This window comes from Pseudomonas kielensis (assembly GCF_030505375.1).
Classification (GTDB): Bacteria; Pseudomonadota; Gammaproteobacteria; order Pseudomonadales; family Pseudomonadaceae; genus Aquipseudomonas; species Aquipseudomonas kielensis.
In genome coordinates, this window is sequence record NZ_CP130043.1 from 5,651,609 (window position 1) to 5,668,354 (window position 16,746).

Below are 16,746 nucleotides of genomic sequence, written 5' to 3' on the forward strand. Positions count from 1 at the left end.
ACCCCATGAGCGAATGGATAGCAGTAATCACCATTACACTACTTGCCTGCATCAGTCCCGGGCCGGATTTCGCCATGGTGTCTCGCAACGGATTACTGCTGTCTCGACGGGCGGGCGTCCTCACCGCGGTGGGAATTGGATTTGGGGTACTTGTCCACGTCTGCTATACGCTGCTCGGACTGGGGTTGGTGCTTCAACAATCGCCTTGGTTGTTCAATGCGCTCAAGCTGGCCGGCGCTGCATACCTCGTCTACCTAGGCATCAAAATGCTTCGCTCCAAACCGGCGATTGAACAGCTAGACGCACCGTCACCTGCTTTATCGGACCTGGCAGCTCTACGTACGGGATTTCTCACAAACGCGCTGAACCCGAAAACGTCGATCTTCATCGTTAGCTTGTTCATGGGTGTGGTACGACCGGACACCGCCGTGACAGTGCAAGTCGCGTATGGACTGTTCATCGCGGGCGCCCACGCGGTGTGGTTCAGCCTCATCGCCCTGTGTTTCTCGGCCGGGACGGTGCGCGAGAAATTAGTGGCGTCACGACAATGGATTGATCGAATTTTTGGCGGCCTACTCGTGAGCTTCGGGGTTCTGCTGACAATCGCTCAGCGTTCAGCCTGAGTTGAGCGCAGGGGTTTCAACCGGTCTTACTGGAGGAGTGATGCCGGAAGTCTGGCTCATGTCGCCGTTGGCTGAAGCTGAGCGATTTGGTAGTTTTCCTAATTCATCACCCATGAGGCATCAGGATGACGCTCATACTAAGGCAAGCCTGCGTGACCGATATTCCTTCGATATACCGGGGCGAGCAGGACTACATACGATGCTGGGAGCCTGATCACGAAGACGCATGGCGACTGCAGTTAGAGCGACATCTCACTCGTTGGGTAGAGAACTTTGATCGTTTGACGGTGGCAATTCATGAAGAGCAGTTCGCGGGTTACTCGTTATGGATGCCAGAGCAGGGGTACGCGCAGCTTTGCACTATCAACGTCAGCCGGGGTTGCAGGCGCAACGGTATTGGTCGAGCACTACTGAACGCTTATGCGACTACAGCCAAGCAAAGTGGCTTTACCCATCTGGGTTTAAGCGTACGCCCCGATAACCCTGCCCGGTTCATGTATGAGCAAGCAGGCTTCGTGCGCGTCGGGACTGATTCCCATGGTTACCTTCGATTCGAGCGGCTAGCCGATTCATAGCCGCTTTCGGCCCAATTCTGAAACGTTGAACGATCACTTCTGGCCGATTCTGTTGAAAAAGTCGGTTTCGGTTTTCACGACAGAGAAGTACGCGTCTGAGATTGAGATCCGTGTTTTGAGCAGAGGGTACAGGACTCAGATTTCACGTAGCAGTGTGCAGAAATGACGTTTTCACCGCTCAATGCTTGGATCGTCAGCCCGGGTCGACTTTTTCAACAGAATCGGCCGATTGCTGCCTTTCCCGAGGGGCAGCTATGGGTCGACTACAGCCTGTCATCACCCTGACCACTGGCGCTCCTAGCGTGCACAGTTGCGGAACACCCCCCCAAAACTGCGGAACACTTCACTTTCCTGTAGGCAAAAAAAAGGTTCTTCACGGAATCCCGGGAAACACAGAAACAAGAACGCCGATTTGATTGATGATGTTCGTGCGAGCAAACACATCTAACAAACCGGCGTTCTTATGCGCGATATTAATACTTTCCTTCCTTTTTGGGAGGGCTTTTCTGTCGTCACGATCAAGCCTGATGGTGACGCCCTCCAGATCGATCTGACACCCCACGCCACCCGATTCCCTTCCTGTGGCGGGTGCCAAAAACCCTGTTCAACCACGCATGAGTATTGCGAGCGAGTCATTCGTGATTTGCCCATTCTCGGTCGTGCGGTGCGCCTGAGCGTTTTGCTCCGACGCGTTGGTTGCCGCGACTGTGGTAAACGCATGGAGGCCGTCAGTTGGCTGGATCGCTATGCCCGCATGACGCGGCGTCTGGCAGAGGCGGTCATTCAAGCCTGTGAGCGCCTTCCCACGCTGCACGTGGCGCAGATGTTTGGGCTGCATTGGGACACCACACTGGCGTAACGATGGCCCTTGAACAGGGCGAACTCGTCCATCACCAGACGCCGTGGTTGCGCCTTCGGCAGATCGCTCAATGCCGCTTGCAAGGCACGACGCTCCAGCAACCGAACGGTGCTGGATGCGGATACACGACGAGTGCTGTGGATCGGCGAAGGCCGCAGCCGGGCGGCGGTCAGGCCGTTTTTCGAAGAGCTGGGGCCAGAGGGATGCGCCCGAATCGAAGCGGTGGCAATGGACATGAACACCGCTTTTGACCTGGAGGTTCGTCAGCACTGTCCCAACGCGCGAGTGGTCTACGACCTCTTCCATGTGGTGGCCAAGTATGGCCGAGAGGTGATTGATCGGGTTCGTGTCGACGAAGCCAATCGACTGCGTCATGACAAGCCGGCCCGACAGGTCATCAAGCAGGCGCGTTGGCTGCTCCTGCGCAACCCGCAGAACCTGAAAACACCGGAGCAACAGGTCCGCTTGGAGGATCTGCTGGCGGCCAACCACGCGTTGATGAAGGTCTATTTGATGAAGACTGAACTCAAAACGCTTTGGACGCCGAGCACCGCTTGGGGTTGGCGATCGGCCTGGAAGCAATGGCTGCGCCATGCGCATGAAAGCGAAATACCGGCACTGATCCAGTTCGCCAAACGGCTAAAGACTTACTGGCGGGGCATCGTCAGCCGGGTTCGCTGGCCGATGCACACCGGTCAGTTGGAAGGAATAAATAATCGAATAAAGGTCATCAAGCGAATGGCGTACGGTTACCGGGATAGCGAGTTCTTTTTCATGAAGATCAAGAGCGTCTTTCCCGGTAATCCGTGAAGAACCAAAAAAAAACCCGTAACTCATTGAGCTACGGGGTTTTCAATAGTGGAGGCCGAGGTCGGAATCGAACCGGCGTAGGTGGATTTGCAATCCACTGCATAACCATTTTGCTACTCGGCCTCAAACGTCGGATGCCTGAAAAACAACACCAAACGCAAACAAACTGGAGAGGGAAACTAGATTTTCATCTACTTCCAACCCTTTGAAATCTAAAGGGTTTTTCTCGTCCCCTAAGCGGGAATGGACGCAATTCTGGACTGCTTCCGATGTCCTGTCAAGGACGCAAAGTAAAAAAATCTCAAGGTTTTCAATTCCCTGGCCCAGGGTGAGCCGGGCCAGGGGGTGATTATAGATACCAGCGGTATTCCCGTGCGCTTATTTCCTGTTGGAAGGCCAAGTGGTCCTGGCGTTTGTTTTCGCAGTAGACGTCGACGAACTCGGCGCCCAGCCCTTCGCGCAGTTGTGGCTGGTGTTGCATCTGGCGTACGGCCTCGAGCATGTCCAGGGGGAAGTCGATGCCGCTGTTGCGGTCTTCGTTGAGGGGCGGGATGGGTTCGCGGCCGGTGTCCAGGCCCTGCTCCAGGCCGACCAGGATCGCGGCCAGGACCAGGTACGGGTTGGCGTCGGCGCCAGCCAGGCGGTGTTCGATGCGCAGGTTTTTTGCGTCGGATTCGGGGATCCGTACACAGGCGTCGCGATCTTCGAAACCCCAGCTGGCGCGGGTGGCGGCGTTGACGGTGCCGCCCAGGCGGCGGTAGGCGTTCTGGTTGGGGGCGAAGATCGGCATGCAGTGCGGCAGCAGTTCCAGGCAGCCGGCGACGGCGTGGCGCAGGGCCTGTTGCTGGTTGGCCGCCAGCAGGTTCTGGCCGGCGCCGTCGTACAGGCTGACGTGCACATGCATGCCGCTGCCGGGGTGCTGCAGGTACGGCTTGGCCATGAAGCTGGCGCGATAGCCGTGCTTGAGGGCCACGCCCCGGGTGCTGCGACAGAACAGAGCGGCCCAGTCGGCGGCTTGCAGGCCGTCGTTGAGGTGGCCGAAGTTGATTTCGAACTGGCCCGGGCCCAGTTCGGCGGTGATCACGGTGGTGTCGATGCCCTGGATGCGAGCCGCTTCGACCATTTCGTCGAGCACCGGGGAAAACCGCGACAGGCGCTCGATGTGCATGTTCGGTTGATCGTCGGTGTCGTCGGTCAGGCCATCGCGGGGGAACTGCGGCAGACCATCACGCAGTTGCTTGTCGAACAGGTAGAACTCCAGCTCGAAGGCCACCACCGGGTGAATGCCTTTGCCGCGCAGGCGCTGCAGCACTTGGGCCAGGACTTCCCGGGGTTCGAATTCGATGGGCTTGGCGGTGCCGTCGGAGGTGATCAGCATCTGCCCCAGGGGTTGGGACTCCCAGGTCACCGGCTTGAGTGTGCCCGGTACCAGGCGCCGCACAGCATCCGGGTCGCCGTCGTGGAAGCAGTAGTCGCCGATCTTGAACAAGCCACCCTGCACACCCAGCAGCACGCAGTTCTGCGGCAACTTTAAGGCCGTGCCGGCGGCGACTTTTTCCAGCATGTCGATCGGATAGCGCTTCCCGTAGAAGTGCCCCGGAATGTCCAGGGAGATGAGGTCGACATACCGCACCTCAGGGTAGCGTTGGCGAAAAGCCCGTACTTCGGCCAACAGATCAGAGCAGGCAGCGTCCATCTTCAAAGTTCCCGTTGTAGTGATCAGGTGTAAACCCACAGCACACGCGTGAGTTGGTCAGTGAGGTTGCCGTAACGGCAGCGGGTGTGGCTGTCGAGCTGAAAACTGTCGCCGGCCAGCAGGGTGACGGGCTCGTCGTCCTCGTCCAGCCACAGGGTCAGCTCGCCTTCGAGCACGTAGCCGCCCTGCTCCGAGCTGTCGCTCAAATGCCGCTCACCGCTGTTGGCCCCGGCCTCCAGGCGGCTTTCGAGCATCGAGAAGCTGGCGCGCATTTTCGGCGAGACCAGGATGTCGGTGATGCCGTTGGCGTAGTACAGGGTGCGGCGCTCATCCGGCCGGGTGACCCACGGCAGGACCTTGGGTTTGGGCAGGCTGTAGAAATAGGTGGTCGGCACACCCAGGGTCTCGCTGATCGCCGTCAGGTCGGCCACGGTCGGGCGGGACAGGCCGCGCTCGACTTGCGAAAGGAAGCCCACGGAGCGCTCGATCTTGTCCGCCAGTTCCTTGAGGGTGAATTTCTTGTGCTTGCGCAGGTCGTGGATCAGGATCGCCAGCGCGGCAATTTCTTCTTGCTTGTTCATGCCTGAAATTCCGGAAGAGGATTGATCAAATGCTGTCGCGCAGTCGGTACCAGGCCTTGCCGATGGCTTCCAGCGGCGCGGCCAGGTATTTGCCGCCGGGAAAGCGCTCGTTTTGCAGGCCCTGGTACAGGGCCAACTCGTCGGTCTGGCCGAGGATGGCCGCCGATACCGCGCGCGCGGCGGCCAGGGTCGGCAACACACCGTGTCCCGAGTAGCCCTGCAGCCAGTAGAGATCGCCGCGGCGGCCGATGTCTGGGGTGCGCTTGAGCGTCAGGTCGATGTGCCCGCCCCAGGCGTACTCCAGCTCGACGCCTTGCAGTTGCGGGAACACCCGCTCGAGGAACGGCCGGGTTGCCGCGCCAATGTCCCGGGGCATGCCGCCCAGGTAGGTGCAGCCGCCACCGAACAGCAGGCGGTGGTCCGGGGTACGGCGGAAGTAATCGAGTACGAATTGGTTGTCGGTGACGCACACATTACTGGGCAGCAATGCTCTGGCCAGGGCGGGCGCCAGCGGCGCGGTGGCGACCTGGTAGGTGCCCACCGGTAACACACAACTGGCCAACTGCGGGTCGAGCTGATCGAGGTAGGCATTGCAGGCCAGCACCAGCACATCGGCGCGCAGGCGGCCCTGCTCGGTCTCGACCACGTACCGGTCACCCACTGAGTGGTAGCTCAGGGCCTTGGATTGCTCGTAGATACGCCCGCCTGCGCTTTCGATGGCGGCGGCCAGGCCCAGGGCCAGTTTCAATGGGTTGAGGTGCCCGCCTTCGGGATCGAACAGCCCGGCCTGGTAACGCTCGCTGGCGACCCATTCCGGCAACTGTTCGCGGGGGATGAATTGCAGGCCATCGTGGCCCCATTTGTGGCTGGCCTCATGCTGCCACTCGGTCAACAGACTGACCCGCCGCGGCATGACGGAAGTCCACAAATGCCCGGGGCGATAATCGCAATCAAAGCCGTGGCGCGCCGGCAGTTCACGCAACTCCCGGGCGGCCCAGCGCATGCTGTCCCACAGGCGGCGTGCGCGCTCATGGCCGAGCGCCGCCTCCAGGGGTGGCATGTCACAGGACCAGCCGAGAATCGCCTGGCCGCCGTTGCGTCCGGACGCAGCCCAGGCCACCCGACTGGCTTCCAGCACCGTTACGCGCTTGCCGGCCAGAGCCAGGCGCAACGCGGTGTGCAGGCCGCTGAAACCGGCACCGATGATCACCACCTCGGTGTCCTGCTCGCCCGAAAACACCGGACGTTCCAGCAATCGATCGGCGCAACTGTGGGCGTAGTAGCTGTCGACGTGCTGCTTGGATTGCTGAAACATTCGAACACCATGAAATTATGCTTTTATAATTTCATGAAAAACTACAGCATAATTTTCATCGACGCAATCGCTGCCCTCACCTCAAAAGGCAAAGCACGAACAACCGAAGGCCCCCCAGAATCCCTGGAAGTCGCTCACCGGGACGTTCGACAGACGCGCGCGCTGGTGACCGTGGCCATGCACGCCACAGGGCCCGCTGCACTGGTGCACCTGGGTCTGCAACGGCGCAGCGGGACGCCAATGCCCCGGAACCTTGACCACCGGCGACCAGTCCGGGGCCACCGGCAAAGTCGGCGGCGCCAGCCGCTGAAAATCCCCCGCCGCGTGTACCACCTTGCCGCCAACCACCGTCAGCAGCGACTCGATCCACTTGATCGCCTCATCTTCGACACTGAAATAGTCCGCCGACAGCGCCACCAGGTCCGCCAGTTGCCCGACCTTGATCTGCCCTTTCTTGCCCTGCTCCGAGGAGAACCAGGCGCTGCCGTGGGTGAACAGCTGCAGCGCGGTGTCCCGGGGCAGCCCCTGCGGATACAGCGCCAGCCCGCCCACGGTGCGCCCACTGACCATCCAGTACAGCGAGGTCCAGGGGTTGTAGCTCGACACCCGCGTGGCATCGGTGCCAGCCCCCACCGGCACGCCCTCGGCGAGCATGCGCTGGATCGGTGGGGTCAGCTCGGCCGCCTTGGCGCCGTAGCGTTCGACGAAGTACTCGCCCTGGAACGCCATTCGATCCTGGATCGCGATACCTCCGCCAAGCGCCCTCACCCGCTCGATGTTGTTCGGGCTGATGGTTTCGGCGTGATCGAAGAACCACGGCAAGCCATTGAACGGGATATCCCGGTCGACCTTCTCGAACACGTCGAGCATGCGCGATATCGATTCGTCATAAGTGGCGTGCAGGCGAAACGGCCAGCGCTGCTCCACCAGGTGTCGCACCACTGGCTCCAGTTCCTGTTCCATGGTCAAGGGCAGGTCCGGGCGCGGTTCGAGGAAGTCTTCGAAATCCGCCGCTGAGAACACCAGCATTTCCCCGGCGCCGTTGTGGCGCAGGTAATCATCACCCTGGTGCAGGGCAACGCTGCCGGTCCAGTGCTTGAAGTCGTTGAGCTCTTCCTTGGGTTTCTGGGTGAACAGGTTGTAGGCGATGCGGATCGTCAGTTGGTCCTTGGCCGCCAACGCGTTGATCACCGCGTAGTCGTCCGGGTAGTTCTGGAAACCACCGCCGGCATCGATCACGCTGGTGACCCCGAGGCGATTGAGTTCACGCATGAATTGGCGGGTCGAGTTGAGCTGGTACTCCAGCGGCAGCTTCGGTCCCTTGGCCAGGGTCGAATAGAGGATCATCGCATTGGGCCGTGCCACCAGCATCCCCGTCGGCTCGCCATTGGCGTCATGCACGATCTCGCCACCGGGCGGGTTCGGCGTATGACGGTCGTAGCCCACCACCCGCAGGGCCGCGCGGTTGAGCAAGGCGCGGTCATAGAGGTGCAGGACAAACACCGGCGTATCGGGGGCGGCCTTGTTCAGTTCGTCGAGGGTCGGCAGGCGTTTTTCGGCGAACTGGAATTCGTTCCAGCCGCCCACCACCCGCACCCACTGCGGGGCCGGTGTGCGTTCGGCCTGGTCCTTGAGCAGGCGCAAGGCATCCACCAGCGACGGCACCCCTTCCCACCGTAATTCCAGGTTGTAGTTCAGGCCGCCGCGGATCAAGTGCAAGTGCGAGTCGTTGAGCCCGGGGATCACCGTGCGTCCCAGCAGGTCGATCACCTGGGTGCCCGCGCCGCGCAGGGCCATGGCCTGGGCGTCGTTACCCACCACCACAAAGCGCCCGTCCTTGATCGCCACCGCGCTGGCCCGGGGCTTTGCCCGATCCACTGTGTGCAGGCGACCGTTGTGCAGAATCAGATCGGCAATCACGTTATTCATCACAGGCGTCCTGGGTCGATGGAATAGGCAAACAACCGCCGCGTGTCAGGCGCTGGGGGCTTGCAGCCATTTGCTGAACAGCCGCGTCACCCGCGGCATGAAGACGTAGACCACCAGCAACACGATGCTTGCGGTGATCAGCACGTTGGCCTGCACATGACCGCCCAACCACGGCACACGATTGAACAGCGGCTTGAACAGCATCGGCACCAGGAAACTCAGCGGCAGGATCACCAGAAAGGTCACGCACGCCTGCTTCCAGCGCGGTGGCGGCGCCGGCGCACCGGCCTCGACCGGAGTGAACCAGAACTCGCGATCGGCGTTGATTTCGGTCTGGTCGCCATCGGCAAGCATCGGCTGTGCTTCTGCGACCAGGCTGCGACGGTCCGTGGAGTCGAGCCAGTGCTGCAGTTGCTCGGTGCTGGCAAAGCGCAGGACGCTGGTGAACTGCGCCAGGCCCTGGCGATGGCCGCGCATCACGTCGATCCCCAGGTGCCCGGGGTAACTGCGCGCCATGGCGATGGTGCGGCGCAACCAGTGCTCGTAGGCCTGGTCCTGGCCCTTCTTGATGGTGTGGCGCACTAGCAGGGTGACCACCCCGTCGGACAGTTCGACATTCATCACTGGCACTCCCCGGTCTCGGCGACTTTCAACGATAGTTGAACAACACCCCGGGCATGCTGGATTACTCAGCCCAGACGATCACCGGTCGTGCCCATCCACCGTCGGCAACGCCTGCGCGCCCTGGAACCGTGCCCGATAACGCCCCGGGCTTTCCCCCGTCCACTTCTTGAACGCGCGGTGAAAGGCGCTGGGCTCCTGGAAGCCGATCTGCTCGGCAATCGTGGTGACGCTGGCCTGGGTGCGGCGCAATTGCTCAATCGCCACCGCGCGGCGCACTTCGTCCTTGATCTCCTGGAACGCACAGCCTTCGCGCTCGAGCTTGCGCCGCACAGTGCTGGGGCTCAGGTGCTGCTCGCGAGCAAAGGCTTCCAGGGTCGGCCACTGGCTGTAATCACTGTTGCGCAGCCGCTGGTGAACCTGCGCCGCCAAGCCGTGCTGATTGCGAAAGCGGATCACCAGCCATTGCGGGGCACTGCGCAAAAAGGCCTTGAGCGACGCCAGGTCCTGGGTCACCGGCAGTTGCAGGAAGCGGCTGTCGAACTCGATTTGCGTGCGTGCCGCGCCAAAGGTCAGGTTGGCGCCCCAGAGCAAGGCATCGTCCGCCAGGGACAGACGCGGGTGCTGGAAGTCGGCGCGGTCGATGGCAATCCGTCGTCCGCCCAGCCAGCACAGCAGGCTGATCATCAGCACCAGAAAGGTCTCTTCCCCAAAACGCGCCAGCTCAACGCTTTGCGCCTGGGTCTGCAGGCTGATCACCGCGCGTTTGCCGCGCACGGTCAGGGTGCCGCGAAAGTCCCGCAGAAACAGGGCAAAGTTGGCCAGGCACTGGCGCATGGCTTTTTCCAGGGTCGGCTCCTGGATCAGCGCCCGGCAGATCAGGGCGAAGCTGCCAGGTGGCATGCCGTGGGAATCGAGGCCAAAGAATTCGTCCTGCAACTCACCGATCTGCGCCAGCCACAACGCGGCAAACGCCGAGGCCGGAACCCGTGCCGCCGGTTGCTCCAGCAGTTGCGGATCGATCCCCACTTGCCGCAACACCGCGTGCAAACGCTGTGGGTCCGCGCGCAAGGCCTGGATCATCGGGTACACGAAGTACACCGCTACCGAATCCGTCTCCCGCATGTATTTCCCTGGCTCCCGATCATCTGAACATGGCAAAAAACGCCACCACCCTTGCGCAGTTTTGGCATAGGCGCCGTGGCGCGGCTGACTCTAGACTCAGCGCCATAAACCAGCCTCCCCCAGCGCGCCCATACTACGTGAGCCGCGCGCTGCCCACGATACCCAGGGAATATTCATGAAGCATTCCGATATTTTTGTCCTCAGCGCCGTTCGCTCCGCCATTGGTGGTTTTGGTGGTTCCCTCAAGGACGTCTCGCCGATCGACCTGGGCACCGCCGTGTGCCGCGCCGCCATCGAGCGTTCGGGCCTGGCCCCCGAGCACATCGGCCACACCGTGATGGGCCATGTGATCCCGACTGAAGCCCGCGACGCTTACATCTCCCGGGTGATCTCGATGAACGCCGGCCTGCCCAAGGAAACCCCGGCCTTCAACGTCAACCGCCTGTGCGGTTCCGGCCTGCAGGCGATCGTCAGCGCCGCCCAGAGCCTGATGCTCGGTGACGCCGGCGCGGCAATGGCCGGTGGCGTGGAATCCATGAGCCGTGGCGCCTACCTGTTGCCGCAGGCACGCTGGGGCGCGCGCATGGGCGACATCCAGGGCATCGACTACATGCTCGGCGCCCTGCACGACCCGTTCGCCGGGATCCACATGGGCATCACCGCGGAGAACATCGCTGAGCATTTCGGTATCAGCCGCCAGGCCCAGGACCAACTGGCCCTGCTCAGCCAGCAGCGCGCTGCCCGGGCCATCGCCGAAGGGCGTTTCGAGGGGCAGATCGTGCCGATCGAAATCGCCACCCGCAAAGGCACCGTGACCTTTGCCACCGATGAACACGTGCGCGGCGACGTCAGCAGCGAACAGCTGGAACGCATGAAGCCGGCATTCAAGAAAGACGGCAGCGTCACCGCCGGCAACGCCTCGGGCCTCAACGACGGTGCCGGTGCACTGATCATGGCCACCGGCAAAGTGGTGCAGGAGCAAGGTCTCAAGCCGATGGCACGCCTGGTGGGTTACGCCCACGCCGGTGTCGAGCCGTCGATGATGGGCCTGGGTCCGATTCCCGCCACCCGCCTGGTGCTTGAGCGCGCCGGCCTGACCGTGGCTGACCTGGATGTGATCGAGTCCAACGAAGCGTTCGCCGCCCAGGCCTGCGCCGTGGCCCAGGAGCTGGGCTTCGATCCCGCCAAGGTCAACCCTAACGGTTCCGGGATTTCCCTCGGTCACCCGGTGGGCGCTACCGGCGCGATCATCGCCACCAAGGCCATTCACGAACTGCATCGCGTGCAGGGCCGTTACGCCCTGGCAACCATGTGCATCGGTGGCGGCCAAGGCATCGCCGTGCTGTTCGAACGCGTATGAGCAAGGATACCCACATGACTCTGCAACACATCGGCGTGATTGGCGCCGGCACCATGGGCAACGGCATCGCGCAGGTCTGCGCGGTGGCCGGCTTCCAGGTGACCCTGATCGACATCGCCCAGAGCGCCTTGCAAAAGGCCCTGGCCACCGTCGGCAAGAACCTTGATCGCCAGGTGGCCAAGGGCAGCCTGAGCCAGGAGCAGAAACTCGCGGCCCTGGACAAGATCAACACCAGCACCGACTACGCCAGCCTGCACGGCGTGCAACTGGTGATCGAGGCCGCGACCGAGAACCTCGAGCTGAAACTGCGCCTGCTGCAACAAGCCGCAGCCCAGGTGAGTGCCGAGTGCGTGATTGCCTCCAACACCTCGTCGTTGTCGATCACCCAGTTGGCGGCGAGCGTCAGTCACCCAGAACGGTTCATCGGCCTGCATTTCTTCAACCCGGTGCCGGTGATGGCGTTGATCGAAGTGATTCGTGGCCTGCAGACCAGCGACGCGACCCACGCCCTGGCCCTGGACATGGCCCAGCGCCTGGGCAAGACCGCGATCACCGCGGGCAACCGCCCGGGGTTTGTGGTCAACCGGATCCTGGTGCCGATGATCAACGAAGCGGTGCTGGTACTGCAGGAAGGCCTGGCCAGTGCCGAAGACATCGACGCCGGCATGCGCCTGGGCTGCAACCAGCCGATCGGCCCGCTGGCCCTGGCCGACCTGATTGGCCTGGATACCTTGCTGGCGATCATGCAAGCCTTCTACGACGGCTTCAACGACAGCAAGTACCGCCCGGCCCCGCTGCTCAAGGAAATGGTCGCGGCCGGCTACCTGGGTCGCAAGACCGGACGCGGCTTTCATGTCTACGACTGAGCGCTGCTCGCGCTTTGCCCAAAGCCGGGACAAGGCCCTGGAGCTGTTCGCCAGCAAGGGCTTTGGCCAGGTCGGGATGCGTGAACTGGCGGCGTACCTGGGGCTTACCCCAGGTTCGCTGTATCACCACTACCCGAGCAAACAGCACCTGCTGCTGGATTTGATCGAAGAATTCTACGAAGAACTGCTGGCCACCCTCACCCGCATCGAACGACGCTCGCGCACCTCCCAGGGCAGCCTGTTGCCGCTGATCCAGGCGCACCTGAAACTGCATCAGGACATGCCCTGGCACTTTCGCCTGGTGGAACGCGACAGCAGTTGCCTGAACGACGACCAGCAAGTGCGCGTCCGTCAGCTACAGCAACGCTACGAGCAACAGCTGATGCGCATGCTCTGCCCGGCCATCCGACTCGGTGACCAAGCCCTGCTGGCCGCCGGACACACCATCGCCTCCCTGCTCAACAGCGCCCCCGGCTGGCTGAGCCAACACCCCCTGCCCCCGCGGGAACGCGACCGCCTGCTGCACAGCTTGCTGGTCGGCGCCATCGAACGCATCCTGGCCGACAACGCGCCGCTGCAAGCCAACGTCGCCTGACGGCTCCACAGGTTTGGCGGGTGTACGGACAATCTGCGAACAACCTGGATTAATGTGGGAGCGGGCGCCCGCTTGCGGCGCCCGCTTGCGGCTTGCTCGCGATGGGCGTCAACAATGACGCGTATTGCCTGGATATATGCGGTGCCTGGAAGACCATCGCGGGCAAGCCCGCTCCCACAAAGACATCCCACAGAAATATTCCAGTCAGGGAAAGCAGGCCGGCCGGTAAGCCCCATCGGCAGGCTGAGCGAAGGTATTCATCCGGGGGGAGGCGCGTAGCGCCGTGCGGCGAAGCCGCATGCATCGAGAGCAGGTGCAGCGAAGCAAACCGGAGGCGATGCCCCCGGATGGATACCGTAGCGAGGGGCCGTACGTCAGGGCGGAACCCTAACCCGCCACTACCGCAGCAACGGATCCACCCACAAATCCAAGCATGAACCTCCTACAGGGCCAAATGTACGCAAGGCCCTGCAGGCACAGCTAGCCTCTGCTACCAAAGCGCCAAGGTATAGCTGACGATCAAACGGTTCTCATCGATGTCGCTGGCGAAGCTGGACCGGTAGGTCGCATTACGCCATTTGAGCCCGACGTTCTTCAGTGCGCCACTCTGGATCACATAACCGATGTCGGTGTTGCGCTCCCACTCCTTGCCTTGTCCTGGGGCGGCGCCCAGGTTGATTTCATCACCCTTGACGTAACGGGTCATGAAAGTCAGCCCGGGAATGCCAAGGCCGGCGAAGTTGAAGTCATAACGCGCCTGCCACGACTGTTCGTCCTGGTTGGCGAAGTCGTTGATCTGCAGCAGGTTGACCAGGTAAGGGTCGGTGCCGTTGACGTTGGCAAAGCCGGTGTCGCCACTCATGTCCTGATAGGAGATGCCAAACGCATGGGCCCCCAGCGAGTAGGTGAACATGGCCCCCAGCATGCGGTTGTCGACGTTGCTGTTGCCGTCATCGGTGGCGCTGGACCAGCGCAGGTCGGACTTCAACGACTGTCCTTCGGTCACCGGCAAGGTGTGGGTCAGCGTCAGGTAGTGCTGTTTGTACAGATCGTCCAGGTGCGCATAGTGGTACCCGGTGGTCAGCGCGCTGTTCCATTTGTAGTCGCCGCCGATGAAGTCGAACTGGTCAGTCAAGGGGTTGGCACTGGTGACGATGTTGCGCCGCGGCCCCTTCATCAACGTCATGTCTTCACGGTTGCTGGAGTTGCGCTGGCTGACCTGGGTCAGGCGGCCGGCGTTGAACGACAGGTTCTCCAGATCCAGCGAGTTCAACTGCCCGCCCTGGAAGGTCTGGGGCAACAAGCGCGATTCGTTGGGTACCAGCACCGGCAACTTGGGCATCAGGGTGCCGAGCTTGAGGGTGGTTTGCGAGACTTTGAGTTTGCCAGTCAGGCCCAGCTCGCTGTAGTCATCCGGGGCCCGTTTGGAGACCGGCCCCTGGGGCAGCAGCCCGGTGACACCAGCGCGATCCGGGCTGGAATCAAGCTTGATCCCCAACTGCCCGAGGGCATCGATCCCGACCCCCACCGGCCCCTCGGTGTACCCCGACTCCATACGCAGGATGAACCCCTGGGCCCACTCCTCGCCTTTGCTTTGCGCAGCGCCGGATTGGCGGAAATCCCGGTTCATGTAGAAGTTGCGGGTTTCCACACTGGCCTTGCTGTCGTCGACAAAGGCCGCCGACGCCGGCGCGCACACCCCGATGACCCCGGCGATACCAGACAACTGAACAATACGGACAGAACGTTTGACGTACATAAGGCTCTCTTTTTTATTGTTGTTGTGAAGCGCACCCGCGCAACCCTGCGCGGGCTCCAGACAGCAATCGCAGCGAATCGACGATTAGAAGTTGCGGCGGCTGAGCTTGAGTACCCAGCCGACAATGCCGACCCGGAACAACAGCACGCAGATGACAAAAATCAGCCCCAGGATCACGTGTACCCATTCCCCCAGCGGGCCGTTGGACAGATAGCTTTGCAGGGTCACCACCACCGTGGCGCCCACCAACGGTCCGAGTACCGTGCCGACACCCCCCAGCAAAGTCATCAGGATCACCTCGCCGGACATGTGCCAGTGGGCATCGGTCAACGACGCCAACTGGAACACCACGGTCTTGGTCGAGCCCGCCAGGCCGGTCAACGCCGCCGAGATGACGAACGCCAATAGCTTGTGGGCATCGACGTTGTAGCCCAGGGAAATCGCCCGTGGCTCGTTCTCGCGGATCGCCTTGAGCACCTGGCCGTAGGGCGAGTGAATGGTGCGCTGGATCACCGCGTAGCCGAACACGAACACCGCCAGCACGAAGTAGTACAGGGTCAGGTTGTTGTTCAGGTCAAACAGCCCGAACAACTGGCCGCGCGGCACCCCGTGCAGGCCATTCTCACCGCCGGTGAACGGCGCCTGGACGTAGATGAAGAACACCAGCTGGGCCAACGCCAGGGTGATCATTGCGAAGTAGATCCCCTGTCGGCGGATCGCCAGCAGACCGAACAGCAGCCCCAGCACCGCCGAGGTCAGGGTGCCGGCGAGAATCCCCAGTTCGGTGCCCAGGCCACTGTAGTGGCTGAGCAAAAAGCCGGTGACATACCCCCCCGTGGCGAGAAACGCCGCATGCCCGAAGGACAGCAGGCCGGCATAGCCCAGCAGCAGGTTGAAGGCACAGGCGAACAGGGCAAAACACAGCAGCTTCATCAGGAACACCGGGTAGATCGCCATCGGCGCCACCAGTGCCACGGCGAACAGGGCCAGGTAGAACCAGCGCTTGCGGCGCGTGGCCGCCTGCTGTCGTTCCAGCACTGCCTGGGGTTGCAGGCGCGCAGCGCCCGTCTTGATCTGCAGACTCGTCATCTTCACGCCTCCTTACCGAACAGTCCTGCCGGACGCACCAGCAGTACCAGTACCATCACCAGGAACACCACGGTGTTGGCCGCCTCGGGATAAAACACCTTGGTCAGCCCTTCGATCAGGCCCATGGCCAGACCCGTGACGATGGCGCCCATGATTGAGCCCATCCCGCCGATCACCACCACGGCAAACACCACGATCAACAGGTTGGCGCCCATGGTCGGGGTCACCGAGTAGATCGGCGCCGCCAGCACCCCGGCAAACGCCGCCAGGGCCGCGCCGTAGCCATAGGTCAGGGTGATCAGCAGCGGCACGTTGATCCCGAACGCCTGCATCAGCTTGGGGTTCTCGGTGCCAGCGCGCAGGTAGGAACCCAAACGCGTGCGCTCGATCATGAACCAGGTCACCAGGCACACCGCCAGCGCCGCGACGATCACCCAGGCGCGGTAGGTCGGCAGGAACATGAAGCCCAGGTTGTAGCCGCCCTTGAGTTGCTCCGGCATCGGGTAGGACGAACCGGACACCCCGAACAGCTTGACGAAAGAACCTTCGAAGATCAGCGCCAGGCCGAAGGTCAGGAGCAGGCCGTAGAGGTGGTCCTCACCGGCGATGCGCCGCAGCAGAAAGCGCTCGATGAGCACTCCGACCACACCCACCAGCAGCGGCGCCAGCACCAGCGCCATCCAGTAGTTGACGCCCAGGTAGTTGAGCCCCATCACCGCGGCGAAAGCGCCGAGCATGTATTGCGCGCCGTGGGCGAAGTTGATGATGCGCAGCAGACCAAAAATGATCGCCAGGCCAAGGCTGAGCAAGGCGTAGAACGCACCGTTGATCAGGCCCAGGAGCAACTGCCCGGACATGACGCTCAGGGGGATACCAAAAATCAAAGTCATGATTCACCACTCGCAGGAAATCCGTGACACCCGGCTGCCAGCAGCCGGGCAAC

14 protein-coding genes, 1 tRNA gene and 1 pseudogene are annotated in these 16,746 nt (G+C 62.2%); 6 read left to right on the forward strand and 10 right to left on the reverse strand.

From position 1 onward, the window contains the following. The first annotated feature begins 5 nt into the window (after nucleotides 1-5). The 3 genes and pseudogenes from Q1W70_RS26220 to Q1W70_RS26235 all read left to right on the forward strand — a co-directional run bounded on the left by Q1W70_RS26220 (nucleotide 6) and on the right by Q1W70_RS26235 (nucleotide 2,867). Nucleotides 6-623, forward strand: coding sequence for a LysE family translocator (locus Q1W70_RS26220; protein ID WP_166589431.1), 618 nt, complete (start codon nucleotides 6-8; stop codon nucleotides 621-623). A 152-nt stretch (nucleotides 624-775) separates the two neighbouring features. After that, a complete protein-coding gene (locus tag Q1W70_RS26225) occupies nucleotides 776-1,198 on the forward strand; it encodes a GNAT family N-acetyltransferase (RefSeq protein ID WP_302098379.1) in 423 nt (140 codons plus the stop codon). A 463-nt stretch (nucleotides 1,199-1,661) separates the two neighbouring features. Continuing rightward, nucleotides 1,662-2,867 (forward strand): annotated as a pseudogene (locus Q1W70_RS26235) (ISL3 family transposase). Nucleotides 2,868-2,916: 49 nt separating this feature from the next. Here Q1W70_RS26235 and Q1W70_RS26240 read toward each other — a convergent pair. The 7 genes from Q1W70_RS26240 to Q1W70_RS26270 form a co-directional block, all read right to left on the reverse strand. Further along, a tRNA-Cys gene (locus Q1W70_RS26240) sits at nucleotides 2,917-2,990 on the reverse strand. A 226-nt stretch (nucleotides 2,991-3,216) separates the two neighbouring features. Continuing rightward, nucleotides 3,217-4,563, reverse strand: coding sequence for a glutamine synthetase family protein (locus Q1W70_RS26245; protein ID WP_166589433.1), 1,347 nt, complete (start codon nucleotides 4,561-4,563; stop codon nucleotides 3,217-3,219). A gap of 23 nt (nucleotides 4,564-4,586) precedes the next feature. Further along, entirely contained in the window at nucleotides 4,587-5,144 is a 558-nt protein-coding gene (locus Q1W70_RS26250) for a helix-turn-helix domain-containing protein (protein ID WP_166589434.1), read from the reverse strand. A gap of 25 nt (nucleotides 5,145-5,169) precedes the next feature. Continuing rightward, on the reverse strand, nucleotides 5,170-6,459 hold the full coding sequence (locus Q1W70_RS26255) for an NAD(P)/FAD-dependent oxidoreductase (protein WP_302098382.1): 1,290 nt from the start codon (nucleotides 6,457-6,459) through the stop codon (nucleotides 5,170-5,172). A gap of 81 nt (nucleotides 6,460-6,540) precedes the next feature. Further along, complete coding sequence (locus tag Q1W70_RS26260; RefSeq protein WP_302098914.1) at nucleotides 6,541-8,379, reverse strand: amidohydrolase; 1,839 nt, start codon at nucleotides 8,377-8,379, stop codon at nucleotides 6,541-6,543. Between the two features lie 54 nt (nucleotides 8,380-8,433). Next, nucleotides 8,434-9,009, reverse strand: coding sequence for an antibiotic biosynthesis monooxygenase (locus Q1W70_RS26265; RefSeq protein WP_166589436.1), 576 nt, complete (start codon nucleotides 9,007-9,009; stop codon nucleotides 8,434-8,436). A gap of 81 nt (nucleotides 9,010-9,090) precedes the next feature. Next, nucleotides 9,091-10,134, reverse strand: coding sequence for an AraC family transcriptional regulator (locus Q1W70_RS26270; RefSeq protein WP_182344392.1), 1,044 nt, complete (start codon nucleotides 10,132-10,134; stop codon nucleotides 9,091-9,093). A 175-nt stretch (nucleotides 10,135-10,309) separates the two neighbouring features. Between Q1W70_RS26270 and Q1W70_RS26275 the strand changes: the two genes are divergently transcribed. The 3 genes from Q1W70_RS26275 to Q1W70_RS26285 are packed head-to-tail and all read left to right on the forward strand — an operon-like array spanning nucleotide 10,310 to nucleotide 12,955. Continuing rightward, nucleotides 10,310-11,494 carry an acetyl-CoA C-acyltransferase family protein gene (locus Q1W70_RS26275; protein WP_182344390.1) on the forward strand — a complete coding sequence of 395 codons (1,185 nt, stop codon included), beginning with the start codon at nucleotides 10,310-10,312 and terminating at the stop codon, nucleotides 11,492-11,494. A 14-nt stretch (nucleotides 11,495-11,508) separates the two neighbouring features. Next, nucleotides 11,509-12,360: a 3-hydroxybutyryl-CoA dehydrogenase gene (locus tag Q1W70_RS26280; RefSeq protein WP_166589439.1), complete on the forward strand. Its 852-nt coding sequence runs from the start codon at nucleotides 11,509-11,511 to the stop codon at nucleotides 12,358-12,360. After that, on the forward strand, nucleotides 12,347-12,955 hold the full coding sequence (locus tag Q1W70_RS26285; protein WP_166589440.1) for a TetR/AcrR family transcriptional regulator: 609 nt from the start codon (nucleotides 12,347-12,349) through the stop codon (nucleotides 12,953-12,955). Before Q1W70_RS26280 ends, Q1W70_RS26285 begins: the two co-directional genes overlap by 14 nt. Nucleotides 12,956-13,445: 490 nt before the next feature. Here Q1W70_RS26285 and Q1W70_RS26290 read toward each other — a convergent pair whose 3' ends face one another. The 3 genes from Q1W70_RS26290 to Q1W70_RS26300 form a co-directional block, all read right to left on the reverse strand. Next, nucleotides 13,446-14,714, reverse strand: a complete 1,269-nt coding sequence (locus tag Q1W70_RS26290; RefSeq protein ID WP_166589441.1) for an OprD family porin — start codon at nucleotides 14,712-14,714, stop codon at nucleotides 13,446-13,448. Nucleotides 14,715-14,798: 84 nt separating this feature from the next. Then, complete coding sequence (locus Q1W70_RS26295) at nucleotides 14,799-15,803, reverse strand: branched-chain amino acid ABC transporter permease (RefSeq protein ID WP_166589442.1); 1,005 nt, start codon at nucleotides 15,801-15,803, stop codon at nucleotides 14,799-14,801. A gap of 2 nt (nucleotides 15,804-15,805) precedes the next feature. Further along, nucleotides 15,806-16,693 (reverse strand): branched-chain amino acid ABC transporter permease, encoded by an 888-nt coding sequence (locus Q1W70_RS26300; protein ID WP_166589443.1) that lies wholly within the window; start codon nucleotides 16,691-16,693, stop codon nucleotides 15,806-15,808. Between the last annotated feature and the right edge of the window lie 53 nt (nucleotides 16,694-16,746).

Bases quoted from the DNA above. Each gene is read 5' to 3' on its own strand.
- Q1W70_RS26220 (WP_166589431.1), top strand. From the start codon at position 6: ATGAGCGAATGGATAGCAGTAATCACCATTACACTACTTGCCTGCATC.
- Q1W70_RS26245 (WP_166589433.1), bottom strand. From the start codon at position 4,563: ATGGACGCTGCCTGCTCTGATCTGTTGGCCGAAGTACGGGCTTTTCGC.
- Q1W70_RS26250 (WP_166589434.1), bottom strand. From the start codon at position 5,144: ATGAACAAGCAAGAAGAAATTGCCGCGCTGGCGATCCTGATCCACGAC.
- Q1W70_RS26255 (WP_302098382.1), bottom strand. From the start codon at position 6,459: ATGTTTCAGCAATCCAAGCAGCACGTCGACAGCTACTACGCCCACAGT.
- Q1W70_RS26265 (WP_166589436.1), bottom strand. From the start codon at position 9,009: ATGAATGTCGAACTGTCCGACGGGGTGGTCACCCTGCTAGTGCGCCAC.
- Q1W70_RS26270 (WP_182344392.1), bottom strand. From the start codon at position 10,134: ATGCGGGAGACGGATTCGGTAGCGGTGTACTTCGTGTACCCGATGATC.
- Q1W70_RS26275 (WP_182344390.1), top strand. From the start codon at position 10,310: ATGAAGCATTCCGATATTTTTGTCCTCAGCGCCGTTCGCTCCGCCATT.
- Q1W70_RS26280 (WP_166589439.1), top strand. From the start codon at position 11,509: ATGACTCTGCAACACATCGGCGTGATTGGCGCCGGCACCATGGGCAAC.
- Q1W70_RS26285 (WP_166589440.1), top strand. From the start codon at position 12,347: ATGTCTACGACTGAGCGCTGCTCGCGCTTTGCCCAAAGCCGGGACAAG.
- Q1W70_RS26290 (WP_166589441.1), bottom strand. From the start codon at position 14,714: ATGTACGTCAAACGTTCTGTCCGTATTGTTCAGTTGTCTGGTATCGCC.
- Q1W70_RS26295 (WP_166589442.1), bottom strand. From the start codon at position 15,803: ATGACGAGTCTGCAGATCAAGACGGGCGCTGCGCGCCTGCAACCCCAG.
- Q1W70_RS26300 (WP_166589443.1), bottom strand. From the start codon at position 16,693: ATGACTTTGATTTTTGGTATCCCCCTGAGCGTCATGTCCGGGCAGTTG.